Source organism: Paenibacillus sp. LBL (assembly GCF_029893715.1).
Taxonomy (GTDB): domain Bacteria; phylum Bacillota; class Bacilli; order Paenibacillales; family Paenibacillaceae; genus Paenibacillus_AQ; species Paenibacillus_AQ glucanolyticus.
Genome location: NZ_JARXYU010000002.1, coordinates 242,047 through 261,517 on the forward strand (window position 1 = coordinate 242,047; position 19,471 = coordinate 261,517).

Sequence of the window (19,471 nt, forward strand, 5' to 3'; positions counted from 1 at the left end):
AGCAGACGGGGATTCGATTCTGGGGATCATCCGCGGGAGCGGCATGAATTATGATGGCAGGACAAACGGTATCACAGCTCCGAGCGGAGTGGCGCAAAGGGATCTTGTAACAGCCGTGTATCAGCAGTCCGGGGTAACACCGGAAGACATTGAATATGTTGTTACACACGGCACCGGAACCAGATTAGGAGACCCGGTTGAAGTCAACGCTTTGCAAGATGCGTTTAAAGCGAATACCGATAAACAAGGCTATTGCGCGATTACTTCCAACAAAACCAACTTCGGCCATACCTTTGCCGCCTCCGGTTTAGTCAATATGATCAACTTGATACAGGCTTTCCGCCATGAAATGATTCCTGCAAGCCTGAATGTTGAAGAGGAGAATGATTATATTCATTGGACGGAAAGTCCTTTTTATGTCAATAAAACGAACAAACCCTGGCCCTCCAACAGCGTCAAAAATCGTCTGGGAGCAGTAAGCGCATTTGGAATGAGCGGGACCAATGTTCATATGGTGCTGGAGAGTTACGCCAGAGAGCCGATTGAAGAGTCTGCTGACCGTTCTCCATATCATTTGCTTACGTTCTCCGCCAAAACGAGCGAAGCTCTGGAGGAGAAGATTCAAGACATGCTCGCTATGTTCAGGAACACGAAGCTGTCACAAGAAGAGATGGGCCATCTGGGTTATACCTTGATGGAAGGACGACAGCATTTTAACCATCGGATTGCCATTGTTGTAAGGGACAAACAGGATGCGGAATATGCATTGTCGACAAGCGCAGACAAGGTACGGCTGCCAAGCCTGTTCAGCGGAAAAGTGCCGCGAGATTTTGAAGGGCAAAGCATGATTCAGCAGTATGTCCAAGACCTTATGAGAACCATGCCTTCTCTGATGGAAGATCCGGACAAATATCGGGAAGCTCTGCATGCATTAGCTGATTTCTACTGTCAGGGCTATGAGCTGAGCGGCGAAAATTTATATGCAGGCACCTCGGCTCGGCTAACCCATCTTCCGACGTATCCATTTGCCAGGGAACGGTATTGGACGTCCCGGAACGACGTCAAAGCGGATGCTGCCGGAACCAAATCACGAAGCATGCGGATCACAAACAGACCGAGCAAGGACAATACGGGAGCTTCAATGAAACAAACACAAACACAAGAATCCTACGAGATGATGACATTTGAAGAGGTATGGGAGGAAGAAGTCTTAACGGGTACCCATAATACAGAAACGAAGACGATGATCTGTTTCCTTTCCCAGCATGGGAGCCAACAGAAATTTTTGGAGACCGCGACAGGCTTGGGTGGGGACACCCAGGTTATTTTTGTTTCGCGAAGTACGGGATTTGCCAAGAACACAACGTATGATTACACCATTTCCGAGACGGATCGGGAGACGTACATGCAGGCATTGAGCAGCATCAAGGAAGATTTCAAAGAAATCGATGCGGTTCTGTATCTGTGGCCTATGGAAGATGCCATTTACGTTAAGGACGTTTCTTGCGTTGTGCACCTGATTCAAGCCATCGCCTCTGCAAGGCTGAAGCCGAAGCGGTTGTTATTGGCAGGTCAATATGAGAACCGGCTTGAACAGTGTTATATGGAATCTTGGACAGGCTTTGAACGTTCACTCGGTCTTGTGCTGCCTAACATTAGCGTGAGCGTCGTATCATTGGAGTCGCAAGCACAGCCGCATGAAATTTCCTGGAGAGAAGTGACTCAAAGGCTGTTGGCGGAAATAAGCAACAATCAAGCCACAAGCGTCTGGTATCAAAAAGGTAAGCGCCATGTTAGGCAGATCAAGCCCACCGTGATGGCGAATGGCTCCAACATGTTAAAGAATGGAGGCACGTACCTTGTTACAGGCGGATGTGGAGGTCTTGGGCTTCTCTTCGCCAGGCATATGGCTGAGCGATATGGCGCAAATTTAATCCTTACAGGCAGATCTCCAATGAACGACGAAATGCGGGTCAGCATGGAGGAGTTGAAGAATAGGGGCGGCCATGTCGTATACGTTCAAGCCGATATTTGCGATGCAGAAGGCATGCGGGAAGGGTTGGCCCCTGCAAAAGATCGTTTTGGGGCTATTCATGGGGTTATTCATGCCGCTGGCATGTCCAGCAGTCAGAATATTCTTGAAAAAGAGATTGAAGATTTCCATAAGATTCTCGCTCCTAAAGTGGAAGGAACACTTGCGCTGGAGGCGTTGCTTCAAGGGGAACAGCAGCTGGACTTTATCTGTTATTTTTCGTCCACTTCGGCAGTGCTCGGAGATTTCGGCTCATGCGATTATGCGGTTGGCAATCGTTTTCAGATGGCTTATGCCCGCTATCGGAACGAACAGAGACGCAGCGGTCGCACCTTCGTAATCAATTGGCCGCTGTGGAAGGACGGCGGGATGGGCTTCCAGGATAAAGCTAATACGGAGCTGTATTTAAAATCGAGCGGTCAGCGCTTTCTGGAGACCGAAGAGGGATTACAGATATTTGAGCGCATTTTATCTAACAGCCACTCGCAGCATTTGATACTGGTTGGGCAGCGAAGCCGCGTACACAGATTTTTGGGGCTCGCTGATCGTGGCGCCGTTATTGAAGCGAAAGAACAGGAGTCGAAGACCGTTCAAGCGTTATCCGCTCCAGGCAGGGGCTGGAGGAGTGAAATGAAGGGCTTGAGCCTTGAGCAGTGTCTGGAGCGGGATTTGAAGGAAATCGTCAGCCAATTGCTAAAAATCCCTCGCGATAAGCTGGACCTGGAAGAGAACCTGGCTGAATTCGGCTTCGATTCCATCAATCTTGCGCAGTTCGCAAACGCATTGACAGAGCATTACGGCTTGGATATAACACCTTCGTTGTTCTTCGGACAATCCACGATTGGGAAATTAATCGGCCATTTCCTGGATGAACATAAGGAATTGGTGGCTGATTTCTACCAGGAAGGTCAGATTGAGCATACGGATTTACAACAACCATTGAATAGGTCGGAATCGGAGCAAACAGCATTTAAGCGGGCACGAGGGTCCGTGAGAAAGGCCATACCGAACCCCTCACCGCCGGCCATGCATGAGCCTATCGCGATTATCGGCATGAGCGGGCGCTTTCCGGAAGCACGGAATATCGATGAGATGTGGACGATTCTGGCTGAAGGCAGAAGTGCAGTGTCGGAAGTTCCCGTCGAGAGGTTCGATTGGCGGAAATATTACGGGGATGGCGAGCAAGAATCAGGGCAGATCCATTGCAAATGGTGTGGCACCATTCCGGGTGTTAGCGAATTCGATCCGATGTTCTTCGAGATTTCGCCGAATGAAGCCAAAACGATGGACCCGAGGCAGCGGCTGCTGCTCCAGGAATCCTGGAAGGCCTTAGAGGATGCCGGGTACGGTGAAGACAAACTCGGTACAGGCAAGATCGGAATGTTTGTTGGGGTTGAGGATGGCGATTATCATCTGCTGGTCAAGGATAAGGGGACTATAACCTCTAATCATAACGCTATCCTGGCAGCTCGATTGTCTTACTTCCTCAATTTGAGCGGACCGAATATGGCTATAAATACGGCATGTTCATCGGGATTGGTTGCTGCTCACCAGGCCTGTATGAGCCTGCGGAATGGAGAATGCGATACCGCTATCGTGGCTGGCGTTAACTTGCTGCTTACTCCCCAAGCCTATGCAGGCATTAGTCAGGCAGGGATATTATCCGCGGACGGCAAATGTTACGCCTTCGACAATCGGGCGAACGGAACCGTTCCGGGAGAAGCCGTTGCCGTCCTGGTTTTTAAGCGTTTGTCGCAAGCGGAAGCGGATGGAGATCCTATTCAGGCGGTTATTCGCGGCAGCGGGGTGAATTACGATGGGAGAACTAATGGGATTACGGCCCCAAGCGGAGTTGCTCAGAGCAAATTGTTGAGAGAAATTTATGCACAATATCAAATAAATCCCGAAGAAATCGAGTATATCGTAACCCATGGCACCGGGACAAAGTTAGGCGATCCTGTAGAAATCAATTCCTTGGGCGAAGCTTTCAAAGCGCATACGGGGAAACAGAGTTATTGTGCACTCACTTCCTCCAAGACCAACTTCGGACATGCCTTTGCAGCTTCCGGTCTGGTCAGTCTGATCAACCTGGTGCTTTCCCTGCGCCATGAAATGATTCCGCCAAGCCTCCATTTTGAACAAGAGAACGATTATATCCATTGGGGTGCGAGCCCGTTCTATGTAAATAGGGAAGCCAAAGTTTGGAGCAGACCGGAAGGAACAGTTCGTACCGGGGCAGTAAGCGCATTTGGTATGAGCGGGACCAATGCGCATATGGTTCTGGAGAGTTATGCAAGAGATAGAAAAGGTGGTGTGTCCAAGGCGCGTCCGCCATACCATCTGCTTGCCTTGTCGGCAAAAACGAAGGAAGCACTCGACGAAAAAATCCGGGATATGATCCAAACGCTTGATCAAGAGACATGGAATGATGAAGATCTTCCGCATATAAGCTATACGCTGTTAAAGGGACGCCGCCACTTCAGTCATCGCTGTGCCGTGGTCATTCAGGATTTAGGTGATGCGAAGTATGTACTGAAGTTGTCCTCCAGCAGCGAGAAAGTGCCAAATCTGTTTACAGGCAGGGTTCCGCGGGACTTTACCGGGCAAAAAGCGATGCAGCTTTATATCCAGGAGCTCCTTACGAAGAGCCTCACCCAGCGTCATCGTAAAAGCGAATTCCAAGAGACGCTGTTCGCGCTGGCGGATTTGTATTGCCAGGGGTACGACATCGAGTGGAATCTGCTGTTTGGCGAAGATCAACCTTATAAGGTAAAGCTTCCAACCTATCCTTTTGAAAAAGGGGAATATTGGGTGGATTCTGCCGAAACAGCCGTGAACGAGCCAGCTGCTGTAGGGATGGAGAAAGAGACGGGCTTCGATTCTGCGGCGGAAGTAGAAGAGTTTCCATTAGCTAGCCAAACAGAAGATTTGGAAGATGACCTTAATGAAGAACAAACTCCTCTTCAGGGCAGCGTGGATACGGAAGCGATGGTATTGGCAGCCACAGCACGATTAAGAATGCTCCTTGGAGAGGTTACCGGGATCCCCCATGATAAATTGGAGGAGGAAGCCTCCTTTGAAGAATTGGGACTTGATTCCCTGATGATTACTGCCCTGAATCGGAAAATGGAGTTATGGATCGGGAAATTGGATACCACCCTCTTCTATACGTACAACAGCGTCAAGACATTAGCCGCTTATTTAATCCGGGAGTATAAAGACGTGGTTTCCGCACTCGCAGCCGATACGGCTGTGGCCGTTGCGGGGAAGCCCCTGAAGAGTCTAAAGCAGGTTGAAACAACAAAAAAGCCAGCTATTTCAGCCTCCATCTCATCCGTTAGTCCGTCTAACAAACAATCAATATCTCTAACGGAACGTCAGCCAAGCCAATCTGCGGATATTGCCATCATTGGAGTGGCTGGCCGTTATCCGAAAGCGGAGACGCTGGAGCAGTTCTGGAACAACTTGTACGAAGGCAAGGACTGCATTGAAGAGATTCCGGCAAATCGCTGGTCTCTGGAGGGCTTCTATGAGCCGGACCGGGCTAAAGCTGTTGCCAAGGGACTGAGTTATAGCAAATGGGGAGGCTTCTTGGACCGTATTGACTATTTCGATCCCTTGTTTTTTAATATTTCGCCAAGAGACGCCATGTACATGGATCCACAGGAACGGCTGTTTCTGGAGGTTGCCTGGGGATGCATGGAGAATGCGGGTTATACGCGCGAATCGTTGAAGCATGACGGTTATGGCAATCAAATCGGAGTTTTTGTAGGCGCTACATTTAACAACTATCAGCTGTTTATGGCCGATGCGGCCAAGCAAGCCAATCAAGATATGTATCTGGCGACGAGCCAGATGTTCTCGATAGCGAACCGGGTGTCTTACATCATGAATTTCACGGGTCCAAGCTTAACGGTGGATACGGCCTGCTCTTCATCGCTTTATGCTGTACACCTGGCTTGCGAGAGCATCCGAAACGGACAGTCCAAGATGGCGATTGCAGGCGGCGTTAATCTATCCCTTCATCCAAGCAAATACATTACGTTATGCCAGGGGCAATTCAGCGCTTCAGACGGAAGATGCCGTGCTTTTGGTGAAGGCGGCACAGGCTATGTACCATCCGAGGCGATAGGCGCCGTCTTTTTGAAACCTTTGCAAGAGGCAATCCAAGATCAGGACTACATTTATGGAGTCATAAAAGGCACGGCAGTCAGTCATGCGGGCAGAACGAACGGTTATACCGTTCCAAGTCCGGTATCCCAATCACAGGCCATTGAGAATGCGCTCATCCAAAGTGGAATTGACCCAAGAAGCATCAGCTCCATCGAAGCTCACGGTACCGGAACGGCGCTTGGTGATCCGATTGAGATTAAAGGTTTGACGGACGTATTTGGTAGATATACCGAAGAAACAGGCTATTGTTCCATCTCCTCGGTCAAATCGAACATCGGACATGCGGAGGCAGCGGCCGGCATCGCGCAGCTTACGAAAGTGCTGCTTCAAATGAAACATCAAACGCTTGTGAAAAATGTCATGCACGGACAAAGACTAAACCCTAACATCGACTTCAATCAGACGCCATTTGTCGTGCAGAGTGAAACGTCGTATTGGAAGCGTCCCATGATTAATGGGGAGGAGGTACCTCGCCGGTCCGGAATTTCGTCCTTCGGGGCAGGAGGAGCTAACGCCCATATCGTGGTTGAGGAGTATATCCCTAAGGACAGCCATAAGGCTCCTATTGCCGTTCATTCACATAGTCCTGCATTAATACTCTTATCTGCCAAAAACGAAGACAGGCTCCGGGAGCAGGCCAGAAGGCTAATGCACGCCATCGGCGAAGAACAGCTGACGGATGCAAGCCTGCGGGATATAGCGTATACACTTCAAGTGGGACGCGAGGCCATGGAGGATCGCTTGGCCATGATCGTTGGCTCCGTGGACGATCTTAAGGCAAAATTACACGAGTTCGCGAATGGCTGCGATTCGATCAAGGATACGTTCAGAGGGCAGGTCAAGCGCAATAAGGAGACGATGTCGCTTCTTGAGGCTGATGAAGAAATCCAGGATGCCATCGTTAGATGGATCCAGCGAGGAAAATACGCCAAACTTCTCAATTTATGGGTGAGGGGGCTGAGCGTTGACTGGGGCCAGATCTATGGCGAGGTTAAACCTTCTCGGATCGGCTTGCCAACTTATCCTTTTGCCGGTGAACCGTACTGGATCCCTGAAGCTGGGGTAGACGCTGAAACAAGCCGGCCTGCTGAAGCATCGGCAGCATCTGTTGTTCATCCTTTGCTTCATCGGAATACCTCTGACCTGTCGGGGCTGCGTTTCACTTCGATGTATACGGGGAACGAGTTTTTCCTGAAGGATCATGTGGTGAAGGGGGCGCCCGTCCTGCCTGGTGTGGCTTATCTTGAAATGGCGCGAGCGGCTGTTGAGCAAACGGCCGGAGAGATACTGATGGAAGAGCGCATGGGAATACGGCTCAAGAACGTGGTGTGGGCTCGGCCTATTGCGGTGCGAGATGAACCCGTTCAAGTCTATATTGATCTTGTTTATGAGGACAATGGTGAAATTGCCTATGAAGTATACAGCAGCGAACCAGAAGCAGATGGAGAAGCTGTACTGCACAGTCAAGGGAGTGCGATATTAGGCAGTATGGAGGATCATATATCGCTGGATATCCAGGCCCTTCAGTCTGAATGTAATCGAGATGTCATTTCATCAAACCAGATCTATGAAACATACAGAGCCATGGGCATTCATTACGGTCCGGCTCACCAGGGAATACAGAAGGTTTATTTGGGAAGTGGTCAGGCATTGGCCAAGCTGTCCATTCCCGCCGTGGTTTCTGAAACAACCCAAATGTATACTCTGCATCCCAGCTTGATGGATTCGGCCCTGCAGGCAACGATTTCCATGATGATGAGCTCAGATCCAGCGTCGTCCGCTGTTCTGAAGCCGGGACTTCCGTTTGCACTTCAGGAGTTTGAGGTATTTGGCCGCTGCCCGTCTGAAATGTGGGCTCTGATCCGGTACAGCGAAGGAAATAAAGCAGATAGCAAAGTGCAGAAGCTGGATATCCATTTATGCGATGCTCAAGGGACTGTATTTGTAATAATGAAAGGTTTTTCAACCAGGGTGCTAGACGGTGAGGTGAAGTCACAGGGTCTTTCAGAGACACCCGGGACTCTTATGCTGGAGCCGATCTGGAGGGAGCAGCCTGTCCCTATCATCACCAGCGCCCAGGGTTATGCCAAACATCTGGTCTTCCTGTGCGAGATCGGTCTGGACCTGCAGCAGGGCATGAACCAACAGATGACTCAAGCACGCTGTATCACGCTGGAATCATCTCAGGAAAGAATGGAAGAACGGTATACAAATTATGCCAGTCGGATTTTTGAGGAAATCCAAGCCGTCCTGCAAGAGAAACCGAAAGATAAAATTCTGATTCAGGTTGTATCCCTTCCGCAGAATGACCGGTTGTTGTTCTCGGGTCTTTCGGGATTAATGAAGGCAGCACAGTCGGAAAGTTCCAAGCTTGTGTGTCAATTTATCGAAATAGAATCAGGCTCTGCTGAAATTGCAAAATTGACAGGTGTATCCATGGAGAACAGCGGCCAGCCGTCGGATCAGCGCATCCGATATCGGGACGGCAAACGATGGGTTGCGGGATGGGGCGAGCTTCATGCTGATGTTAAGGAAGCAGTTCCTCCGTGGAAGGCCCAAGGCATCTATCTGATTACGGGCGGTGCTGGCGGTCTGGGCATTATTTTTGCCAGAGAGATTACGAATACAGCCAAAGAAACCGTGTTGATTCTTACCGGACGTTCTGCGCTGCAAGCAGGGGCGCGGGCGGAGCTGGACGAACTGCGAGCTCGCGGTGCCAAGGTGGATTATAGACAAGTGGACGTGACGGACAGGCAGCAGGTCTTCGCCTTGATCCGAAGTATCCAGGATGAATATGGACGTCTGAACGGGATCATTCATGGAGCGGGCATCATCCGGGACAATCTTATTCTTAGAAAAGATGTGGGGGAACTGCAAGAGGTGATGGCCCCCAAAGTTAACGGGCTCGTAAATTTGGACGAAGCCAGTAAAAATATTCATCTGGATTTGTTTATTGCTTTCTCTTCTGTGGCTGGGGCGACGGGAAATCCGGGTCAGACAGATTATGCTGCCGCCAATGCTTTCATGGATGCCTTCGCAGAGTATAGAAATACGCTTGCCGCATCCGAGCAGCGACATGGTCGAATGTTATCCATCAATTGGCCCTTGTGGAAAGAGGGCGGTATGCGCGTCGGCGATGACGTCGAAAAAATCATGCTGAAGAGTCTGGGCACCGTCCCGATGCAGACTTCTGCGGGAATTCAAGCCCTGTATCAGGGGCTTGCCTCGGGAAGACATCAGGTTCTGGTCATGACAGGCATGATGTCACGAATGAAACCCAGAATGCTCCCTCCAACCAATGCCGTTGCTCCACAGCCGAGCATGATGACAGCTACCGTCAAGCATGATGACGGCACGCAGAGGGTAAGAGTAGAGACCGTGTTGATACAGAACGTGTCCACACTATTAAAGGTCAAGCTGGAAGATATCGATATTCAATCGGAATTCAGTGAGTATGGATTCGACTCGATCTCCCTTACGCAATTTGCCAACATGTTGAATGAAGCCTACAGTCTTGAATTGACTCCGACCGTGTTCTTTGAATATACAACGCTGGATAGTTTTGCCGAATACCTGATCGCGGAACATCCGGCTGCATTTGCCGCTGGGACTCCATCGGACATGCAGTCGGACGCTCCAGAGGTTAACGTAATAGAGATAAACGCAGTAGAGGTAGAGGTTGAGGTTGAGAAGGAAGAGGTGAATCCCGTCAGAAAACCTCGCTCCCGATGGGCGCCGAAAGTTGTCCAGCCTGTCCAGTTAACCCAGGTTGCCCAATACACTCAAGCTGAACCTGAGCCGATGGCTATCGTAGGTATCAGCGGTCTGTTTCCGATGGCACAGGATGTGAATGAATTTTGGAGGAACATCGTGGAGGGCAAGGATTGTATCACGGAAATACCGAAGGAGCGATGGGACTGGAGGGAGTGTCTGGATGATCCTTCCGAGGCTCAAGGGCATTCCAGTCTAAAATGGGGAGGCTTCATTGAAGGCGTGGAAGAATTTGATCCGTTATTCTTCGGTATTTCCCCGAGAGAAGCCGAGATTATGGATCCCCAGCAGCGTCTCCTGCTCACCCAGGTTTGGAAGGCGGTTGAGGATGCCGGTATTGCACCGGGCAAGCTGTCGCAAGATCCTACAGGTGTATTCGTGGCTGCAGGTCCAGGCGATTATATGAACATCACTTCGATCTCGCAGGGGAATCCCCAAGCGATGACAGGGGTCGTTCCATCCTTGATTCCGAACCGTATCTCCTATGCCTTAAACCTGCAAGGGCCGAGCGAATATTACGAAACGGCTTGTTCCTCAACCTTGGTGGCCTTGCATCGTGCCATTCGCTCTATTCGCGATCAAGAATGCGAACAAGCCATCGTTGGCGCCGTAAACCTGCTGATCTCTCCAATAGGCTTCATAGGTTTTGATGCCATGGGCTATCTTAGCCCGGATGGACATGCCAAATCCTTTCAGTCCGACGCGGACGGGTTCGTGCGGAGCGAGGGGGTTGGTGCGATGATCATCAAGCCTTTGTCAAAAGCAATCAAGGACCATAATCTCATTTATGCGGTAATCAAAGGGACAGGCGTTTCGCATGGGGGCAAGGGGATGTCATTGACCTCTCCCAATGCCGGAGGCATGAAAGCCGCGATGTCTCAAGCCTTTAAAGGCTCGGGAGTTCATCCTCGGACGATATCTTATATCGAAGCTCATGGCATTGCGTCCCCGATGGCTGACGGCATTGAAGTGAATGCACTGAGGGCGGGATATCAGGAGATTGCGTCGAACAGCTCGTCTGCAATCGATTCAGTCAAGGACAATGCTTGTTATATCAGCACCTTGAAGCCCGCCATGGGTCATGGGGAAGTGGCTTCCGGCATGGCTTCGTTGATCAAGGCCATACAGGCGATAAGGCATAAACTTATCCCGGGGGTGGTCCGATTTACAAGTCCGAGTGAACATATTTCGCTTGCGGGCAGTCCGCTGCGAATCTCCGCAGAGCATCATGAATGGGAAGCCTTAACCGATGCAGACGGCAAGACGCTTCCGCGGCGCGCAGCGATAAACAGCTACGGGATCGGCGGTGTAAACGCCCATGTCATTCTTGAAGAGTATATCCCTGCAGATGAAGGGTTGCTTCGGGTAGAACCTTCAGGGAAACCTCAGATTATCGTCCTGTCGGCAAAAAAAACAGAGCGGCTTCAAGATTACGCTTCACAGATGCTTGAATATGCAGAACGTCATTCCGAGTTCTCATTAGAGGAATTTGCATATACCTTACAGGTGGGAAGGGAACAGATGGAGTCCCGGTTAGCTATGATTGCCAGCAGCAGGGAGGAACTGATTACTGGTTTCAGGATATTCCTGAATGCATCGCCGGATAACCCCGGTGGGGCCATTACGAATCCGGCCATTTTTACCGGGGATACAACCTTCTCAAGCTCCAAACTGGATTCGGCTGCGCTTCAGTCGCTTTTTGCAGAAAACAATTTGACCAACATAGCGCTGCAATGGACAAAAGGCGGGCAGTTCCCTTGGGAATGGCTTCATATGGAAGAACGAGTCCATAGAATATCTCTTCCCGCGTATCCATTCGAGAAGAGAAGGTGCTGGCCTGAGCTGGACGATGTACAAGAGACCGAACCTGATCCTTATATAAGCAGCCGCGTGATCGATATCGTATCGAGCATACTGGGCATGGCACCGGCTGAGATGAATCCGGGGCTGCCCTTGGATCGATACGGGCTTGACTCCATTCTATTGATGCAGCTGCTGCAGCAGCTGCAGCACCAGCTGGATCCCGCGGTTGATCTCGTCAAGCTGCAGGAATGCAGGACGGTGATGGATATTGCTGCCATGATTGAATTGCCGCCGACAGAAGACAGGCAGCCCAGACTTCATCCTGAGAATGCGTCTATTGCACCCGTCAGTTGGCCGCAATTTCCCGAGCTCATCCTGCTTAACAAAGGATCACAAGGTTCGCCCGTATTCTGGTTTCATGGGGGTTTGGGCGGTGTCGAAATGTACCAGAAGTTGGCGCAAAAGAGTGAGCGTCCCTTTTACGGAATTCAGGCGAGAGGGTGGTTGACTGACCGTACTCCTCTAAAAGGGGTCGGGGCGATGGCCGCTTATTATGCCCACATTATTCAATCGGTTCAGCCCGACGGTCCTTATGATCTGGGAGGGTACTCCTTAGGCGGGGTTCTGGCCTATGAAGTAACGCGTCAATTGCAGGTACTGGGGCATGCGGTGAATTCGGTTGTGATGCTGGACTCCCCATACGGCAAAGAGTTCCAGCAAGGAGCCGTCTCAAGAACAACGGCCGTATTGCAGGCCGTTAACTTGGCGCTTGCCTCGAGGAATTTTCAAGAACCGGACAAGTTTATCCAGACGCTGATTCATAGGGATGAACTGGACTTTAATGTGGAAGAGGGCAAACTGCTGGAGCAGCTTATTAAGCTGGGAAACACACGCGGACTCACCAAGACCGAGGATCAGATTGTGTCCATGATCGAGGCGAATGTCAAGATACAGCATGCTTATCAATTCGATCAATATGCGGCGATGCCGCTTCCCGACCCGGATGCCGTAACCTGCTACTATTTCCGCAATAAGGGCGGCTTGATCTTCGGAGAGCTGGAGCCGTACTTCTCGACAACCGAAGATTCGTCGGTTCTAGACCAAGCGGCATACTGGAAGGAGTGGGAACGCCAGTTCCCGGACCTGCATGTCATGGATATCGATCCTTCGAATCATATGGTGCTGTTGTCGGAAGCTAAATCGTACGAAACGATTTTTGCATTTTGCGAAGCGTTATATTCTGGAGAAGGCATAACCAAGGAGTTCCTCCAGATGTTTAAAGAGCAAACGAAAGAATTACACGGAAGCAAGGTGTGAACGAATCCCGACTAAGCTGCGGTACAAGGCGCTTAGTCGGGATTTTGTCATGCCTATGCGAAAGGGAGGACAATGGTTAATTACGAAGTGTTTGCACTACGAACGGTCTCGCTTCCTTACATTAATTATTGCTATATTGTTTTGGACAAAAGCAGTCGTTCTGCCTTGTTAATCGATCCTTCATGGGAACTCGATGCCATCCTCGGCAAGCTGAACGATTTGAATGCAGACGTGAAGGGGATTATGTTGACTCACTCCCATTATGATCACGTGAATTTGACCTTGGTGCTCACGGAGATTTTTGAATGTGACGTATTCATGTCGAATGTGGAAATTGAAGACTACGGATTCCATTGCAGAAACCTGATAAGTGTCTCGGATCAAGAAGTCATCTCGATTGGGAGAACGAAGGTCACCTGCTTGTGGACACCCGGACATACCTCGGGAAGCATGTGTTTTTTGCTGGAGGACTGCGTATTTACTGGAGACACTTTATTCATAGAGGGCTGTGGGGGATGCCATTATCCAGGCGGTTCGGCTGAGGCGATGTTTGAGAGTATCCAAAAGATCAAGGCTTTGGCTGCCCCGGACTTGCGTGTGTATCCCGGTCATTCCTACGGGGCCGAACCAGGCCAAACCATAAGAAGGTTGTACGATCAGAATATTTACTTTCAATTGGATTCGCGCAAGCATTTTGTCGATTTCAGAATGAGGCCGAATCAGAAAAGCGTATTTAATTTTCGATGATAGGGGAGTGAACAAAGGTGGGGAAATCCATCGTATTTTTATTTTCCGGGCAAGGCTCGCAATACTACCAAATGGGCAGGGAATTATATCGAGATCAACCGGTGTTCCGCCACTGGATGCGGCATCTGGATCAATATTATTACGGAATAACCGGAAATTCGGTCATCGACGAGTTGTACGATAAGGATTATCCAATAAGTCAACCATTTGACTCATTGCCGCTCACACATCCCGCCATATTCATGATCGAATATGCCTTAGCCCAGGTATTTATGGAGCAGCAGATCTACCCTGATTATGTGTTTGGTACTAGTCTGGGGGAATTTGCGTCATGCACCGTTGCCGGAGCGCTGGATTACACTTCAGCATTGGAGAGTTTGGTCGTTCAAGCGGACATCGTACAGAATCATTGCGAACCGGGAGGGATGATCGCTATTCTTGAAAAAGTATCGCTGTTCCATAGCGAACCGGAGCTTTATCGGAACTGTGAGATTGCCTCGGTTAATTTTGACAATCATTTTGTCGTTTCAGGGGGAGCAGCAGGCCTCTCTGAAGTGGAGTCCTATATAAAAGACCGCAAAGTGATGTATCAGCGATTACCTATTCATTATGGTTTTCACTCTAAGTGGATAGATCCTGCCGGAGCGCTATATAAGCGTTATGCAGCCTCATATTCTTTAAAGTCTCCTCAAGCAGGAGTCATATCAGCTCTAGCTGGCGGGGCCTGTGCTTCTTTTGAACCCGAATATTTATGGAACACGGTGCGGGAACCGATCCGCTTTCGCGATGCCTTGATAACTTTGCTGCCCATGGAGGATAAGATTTTTGTGGATTTGGGGCCAGGGGGAACACTTACAACCTTCATAAAGCACAATCATTCGTTATTTGGCCCGGACGGAGTCCAGAGTTTACATTCGGTTCTTAGTCCTTTTCACAAGGATATGAACAGGCTGGAGCAGGTACTGTCCAAAATAAAATGGGAACGGGTAACGACATGATGGCAAAGTGAGATTCGGTTGTCGAAACCAAGATTATTTTGCGATTGCCCGAGAAATAAAACCTGCGCTTCATGATAGTAATAGTAATTTTATTGCGATTGAATGATAACTATATGATTATATATCAACGGTGGATGGAATCTGGCTCAAGATGGTATTGGAGGTTCAGAGAATGGAACGTTTGGAGATCATCTCAGATAAGCTAAAGCTGCTGGGAGATAAGACAAGACTGACGATGCTGATCTTGCTAACAGAGAGGGAATGGTGTGTGTGCGAGTTCGTTCACGTGCTGCATATGTCACAACCAGGTGTCAGCCAACATTTAAGAAAACTGAAATCTCTGGGAATCGTGAATGAAGAAAGGCGCGGACAATGGGTATATTACTCGCTCAATGTTGCAGACAAGCCATACATTCAGGCCGTATTGAATGAGATGCCGTCTCCACAAGATATGCTTAAGCAGCTGAACAAAAGTGATATGAAATATTAATGTGATTAACGATGGTCACATTGTTCAATTGCCAGGCTTTTTTTATTCTAAATATAATCATATAGTTATATTATGATGTGTGTTTCGTTGTAACCTTTTGTTGAAAAGAAGTCTTGAAAGTCCGCGCGAACAGCGGCGTAAAGTAAGTCAAACAGCAGCATATCGGCATAGGATGAAGACGGGGCAACTTGAAATGGTTGCGGCGTCTTTTTTGCGTTATTGCACTAAAGTTGCAGGCACCCCTCCTTTTCAACTAATATTTAGAGAGGGAACGGAACTTCTAGTATGTAATCAGCAAGCGATATTTAATTACGATCGAGTCAAAAACGACTCTGAATCACACAATCGAAAGGAAGTATCCCATGAATTCTTTGCAAATCGAACAGCTCAAAATCATTCGGAATGAAATTACCCGTTTCATGATGAAATACAAATTCGCATTAGATGAGATTGAAACCAAAATGGAAATATTGAAAGAGGAGTTCCAGGCTCTTCATGATTATAGCCCGATTGAACATACGAAATCCCGCCTGAAGTCACCGGAAAGCATCATGAAGAAACTGCTTCGTAAAGGCGGAAACATATCCCTTAGCTCGATTGAGGATAACATTAAGGATATCGCAGGTTTAAGGATCACCTGTTCTTTTATTTCCGACATTTACAAAATCAGCGATATGCTGCAGCAGCAAAGCGACTTAACGGTTCTTAATGTGAAGGATTATATCAAGAATCCGAAGCCGAACGGATACCAAAGCCTGCATCTTCTAGTAGAAGTACCGGTGTACTTCTCCGACAGGGTTGAAAAGGTATGCGTTGAAGTTCAGATTCGAACTATTGCCATGGATTTCTGGGCAAGCCTGGAGCACAAGATCTTCTACAAATATAATAAGTCGGTTCCTCAGCAGCTGCTGGAGGAGCTGAAGAATGCAGCGGATACCGCCAATGCGCTGGACCGTCAAATGGAACAATTGCATCATGAGGTACAAGCAATCAAAGATTCAGAGAGTGAGGATTCATTGCTGGAGGAGCTGAAGAGCATTCAGATTAACAATCGCAAGTATGAGCTTCCAGCGGGCTTGCTAGAGGTATTCACGGAGGAGAAATAAGGTTAAGTCTGTTTCGAAGATATCAAGTGCAACATGTTTCATCGGCAGTGGTACGGGTATATATATCCTAAGTGGGAAGTGGAGTCACATCAACACCAGACGGATAATAAGACTATTAAAGTCGGAATTACCGAAAGGACTTGATACCCATGAAGCATATAACGAGGAATAAGGAAGGCACCGCCTGAATTATTCCGAAGACATCCTAAGTAATGTAATGATGGTTTGAGAACGGTAATAACCGCTTCCCACTTTAAAAAACTCTGCGAGGCATCTCGTGGAGTTTTTTTCGTTCCATCCCGGCTGGATATGCTGATCTTTTGCTGAAAAGACTGTTCACAATATTGAGGGAATGGCGGCATTCGATGGACTGCTTCTATGATATACTTATGAATTGGATACAATGGTAAGTAACATGGATGAGATTGTAAAGAACCTACATAATTGAGGTGTATATAGTGACAACTATAGTAGTGATCGGCGGCGGCATTACCGGACTTTCAACCTTATACTACCTGCAAAAAGAGTTAAAGCTTCGTCATCAGGAGATGAATCTGGTGCTTATTGAGGCAAGCGAAACGCTTGGAGGGAAAATTCGAACCGTTCAGAATGGCGAGTTTATTATGGAAACCGGCGCGGATTCCATCGTGTCCCGAAAAACGAATGTGGCACCGCTCTTGGAGGAGCTTCAGCTAACGGATCAGGTTGTGTATAATGCCACGGGAACCTCTTTTATTTACACAAGCGAGGGACTGAAGAAAATTCCGGACGAGAGTGTGTTTGGCATACCGCTTAGCCTGAGGTCGCTGGCCGAAAGTGAGCTCGTATCCGCGGAGGGGAAGGTAGTGGCGCTCAAAGATTATTACACGCCCAATGAGACATTCACCAGGGATGATTCGCTGGGGGAGTTTCTTGAAGCATTTCTTGGCAAGGAGATTGTGCAGAAGCAGATCGCTCCGGTCATATCAGGGGTGTATTCCGGAGATCTTCATGACTTGACCATTGCCTCCACCTTCCCCTATTTGCTTGATTACAAAAATACATATGGCAGCATCATGGGCGGCCTCGCAGAGAATAAGCAGAAGTATCTGGGTGCGGGAAACAAGAAATTCATCTCCTTCAAAGGCGGCGTCTCGGCTTTGATTGATGCCCTGGAAGATACGGTTTCTCAAGCAGGAGCAGAGATTTACAAAGGAACGGCAGCAGCGAAGCTGAAGAAATTAGCTGATGGCTATGAAATTGCACTCTCCAACGGAGAGAAGCTTGAAGCCGATTATGTTGTGCTGAGCACGCTGGCTCCATCTGCGAAGGAATTGCTGCAAGATCCACACCTTAACGAAGACTTCGATCAGCTGTATACCAAATCCCTCATCAGTGTGTATCTTGCTTTTGATATACAAGATGAAGAACTTCCTTATGATGGCACAGGATTCATTACGGGCAAAGGCACACATTTGAAGTGTGATGCCTGCACCTGGACCAGTCGGAAATGGGAGCATACCTCCGAGAACAAGCGATTATTGATGAGATTGTTCTACAAGAGCTCCAATCCGCATTATGAGGAGTTAATCCGGTTAACGGACGATGAATTGAAGCAGGTCGGGATGGAGGACATCAACCGCAGCTTGGGTATTACGGCAGAGCCGGTCTCCTGTGAAGTTACGAAGTGGCATGACGACATGCCGAATTACCATTTGAAGCACAGACAGGTTGTAGAATCATTGGAGCGCAAACTAAAAGATTCGTATCCTAACGTGATTCTTGCGGGATGTTCTTACTATGGGGTAGGCATCCCGGACTGTATTGCGAATGGTGAGAATACGGCTGGTCAGATTATGGAACGTAATCAGGAGGCAAACACATGACCATCTACATTGCACTGCTTCGAGGGATCAATGTCGGCGGCCACCATAAAATAAAAATGGCCGATTTAAGGAAGATGCTGGAGGGCATGGGGCTAACCCATGTACAAACCTACATTCAGAGCGGAAACGTACTGTTTCAATCCGCGGAATCCAAAGCAGCTCTGCGTGCAAAGATGGAGCAGGGCATACTTGAAGTGTTTGGCTTCCCAGTGCCGGTGCTGCTCAGAACCTCCTCGGAAATCGAAGGGATTATTCGGAATTGTCCTTTCTCAGAAGAACGTATTCGCCTTGCCGAGGAAGCCTCAGAGTTTGAAAGCCTGTATGTTGCCATGCTGCCAGAAGTACCTGCAGTTGAAGAGGTTGAGAAGTTGAAGAACTATGAGAACGACAAGGAAGCCTTTGAAGCGATAGGTGAAGAGGTCTATTTATTATTTAAGGAAAGCGTCCGGAATTCCAAGCTGGCAGGGCAATTATCCAAGCTCAGTCTACCCGTCACGATGCGGAATTGGAAAACGATGAACAAGCTGGCACAGCTGGCCATGGAGATGCAGAATGAGCCGCCTCAATAGTTGAATGGGGCGAACTCGCATCGATGAGTAATCAACGCTCAGACATAATGGTTTTGAAAGAGAGTTGTTTCGTTTATTGAGGATCGGGTAAATATAGAATAAGTGGGAAGTGGTATTGTCAATCGACGGACGGAAGAACTTGATGTCATTCCGAAAGGCAGTTGATTCGCCATGAACACTCGCAAAAGGAGAAGAAGAGCGAGATTTCTTCGATTCTTTTCAGGTAAGGCACCCTAGCAATTGGAAAATTGCTGCATAACGAACTTCAAATCGCTTCCCACTCATAAGGATCCTGCGATATCATTCGCGGGGTCTTTTTTTTGTGCAGTAAATGGAGCCCAAGTCCATATCTAATAGTAAAGAATGCCTGACAAATGGTTCCCTGTGACTAGAGGTGGAAGGGACTACCGGGACTAATATATCATTTATCAAATTTTACATAAAGTGGTTTAAAAACCGGGCAGAATATGCAATTATTGATTTCAGGAGGTGATGGGGTAACGCAACTCCTCGAGGGGACAACCTGAATCGAGCGTTGTGAAGGAGCTTGTGATGAAAACGCTTTAATTTTAAATTTGGAGATCCCATGGAGACCTGGAG

The 19,471-nt window shown here is 48.6% G+C and carries 7 protein-coding genes (1 of these 7 cut by a window edge); all 7 read left to right on the forward strand.

The features are described from left to right. Nucleotides 1–13,096, forward strand: partial view of an SDR family NAD(P)-dependent oxidoreductase gene (locus M2277_RS06260; protein ID WP_280754388.1) — the 3' portion only. 4,907 nt of this gene lie to the left of the window's left edge; only the last 13,096 of its 18,003 coding nucleotides appear in the window; its start codon lies beyond the left edge, outside the window; its stop codon occupies nt 13,094–13,096. A 72-nt stretch (nt 13,097–13,168) separates the two neighbouring features. Further along, nucleotides 13,169–13,843: an MBL fold metallo-hydrolase gene (locus tag M2277_RS06265; RefSeq protein WP_006210954.1), complete on the forward strand. Its 675-nt coding sequence runs from the start codon at nt 13,169–13,171 to the stop codon at nt 13,841–13,843. Between the two features lie 17 nt (nt 13,844–13,860). Next, nucleotides 13,861–14,841: an acyltransferase domain-containing protein gene (locus M2277_RS06270; RefSeq protein ID WP_280754389.1), complete on the forward strand. Its 981-nt coding sequence runs from the start codon at nt 13,861–13,863 to the stop codon at nt 14,839–14,841. A gap of 172 nt (nt 14,842–15,013) precedes the next feature. Further along, nucleotides 15,014–15,331, forward strand: a complete 318-nt coding sequence (locus M2277_RS06275) for an ArsR/SmtB family transcription factor (RefSeq protein ID WP_076150576.1) — start codon at nt 15,014–15,016, stop codon at nt 15,329–15,331. A gap of 362 nt (nt 15,332–15,693) precedes the next feature. Then, entirely contained in the window at nt 15,694–16,437 is a 744-nt protein-coding gene (locus tag M2277_RS06280; protein ID WP_006210951.1) for a GTP pyrophosphokinase, read from the forward strand. 458 nt (nt 16,438–16,895) lie between these two features. Then, nucleotides 16,896–18,302 carry a protoporphyrinogen oxidase gene (locus M2277_RS06285; RefSeq protein WP_280754390.1) on the forward strand — a complete coding sequence of 469 codons (1,407 nt, stop codon included), beginning with the start codon at nt 16,896–16,898 and terminating at the stop codon, nt 18,300–18,302. Next, on the forward strand, nt 18,299–18,871 hold the full coding sequence (locus tag M2277_RS06290) for a DUF1697 domain-containing protein (RefSeq protein ID WP_036637179.1): 573 nt from the start codon (nt 18,299–18,301) through the stop codon (nt 18,869–18,871). Before M2277_RS06285 ends, M2277_RS06290 begins: the two co-directional genes overlap by 4 nt. Nucleotides 18,872–19,471: the final 600 nt, after the last annotated feature.

Excerpts from the sequence above, each read along its gene's own strand:
- M2277_RS06280 (WP_006210951.1), top strand. The coding sequence starts at position 15,694 with ATGAATTCTTTGCAAATCGAACAGCTCAAAATCATTCGGAATGAAATT.
- M2277_RS06265 (WP_006210954.1), top strand. The coding sequence starts at position 13,169 with ATGGTTAATTACGAAGTGTTTGCACTACGAACGGTCTCGCTTCCTTAC.
- M2277_RS06275 (WP_076150576.1), top strand. The coding sequence starts at position 15,014 with ATGGAACGTTTGGAGATCATCTCAGATAAGCTAAAGCTGCTGGGAGAT.
- M2277_RS06290 (WP_036637179.1), top strand. The coding sequence starts at position 18,299 with ATGACCATCTACATTGCACTGCTTCGAGGGATCAATGTCGGCGGCCAC.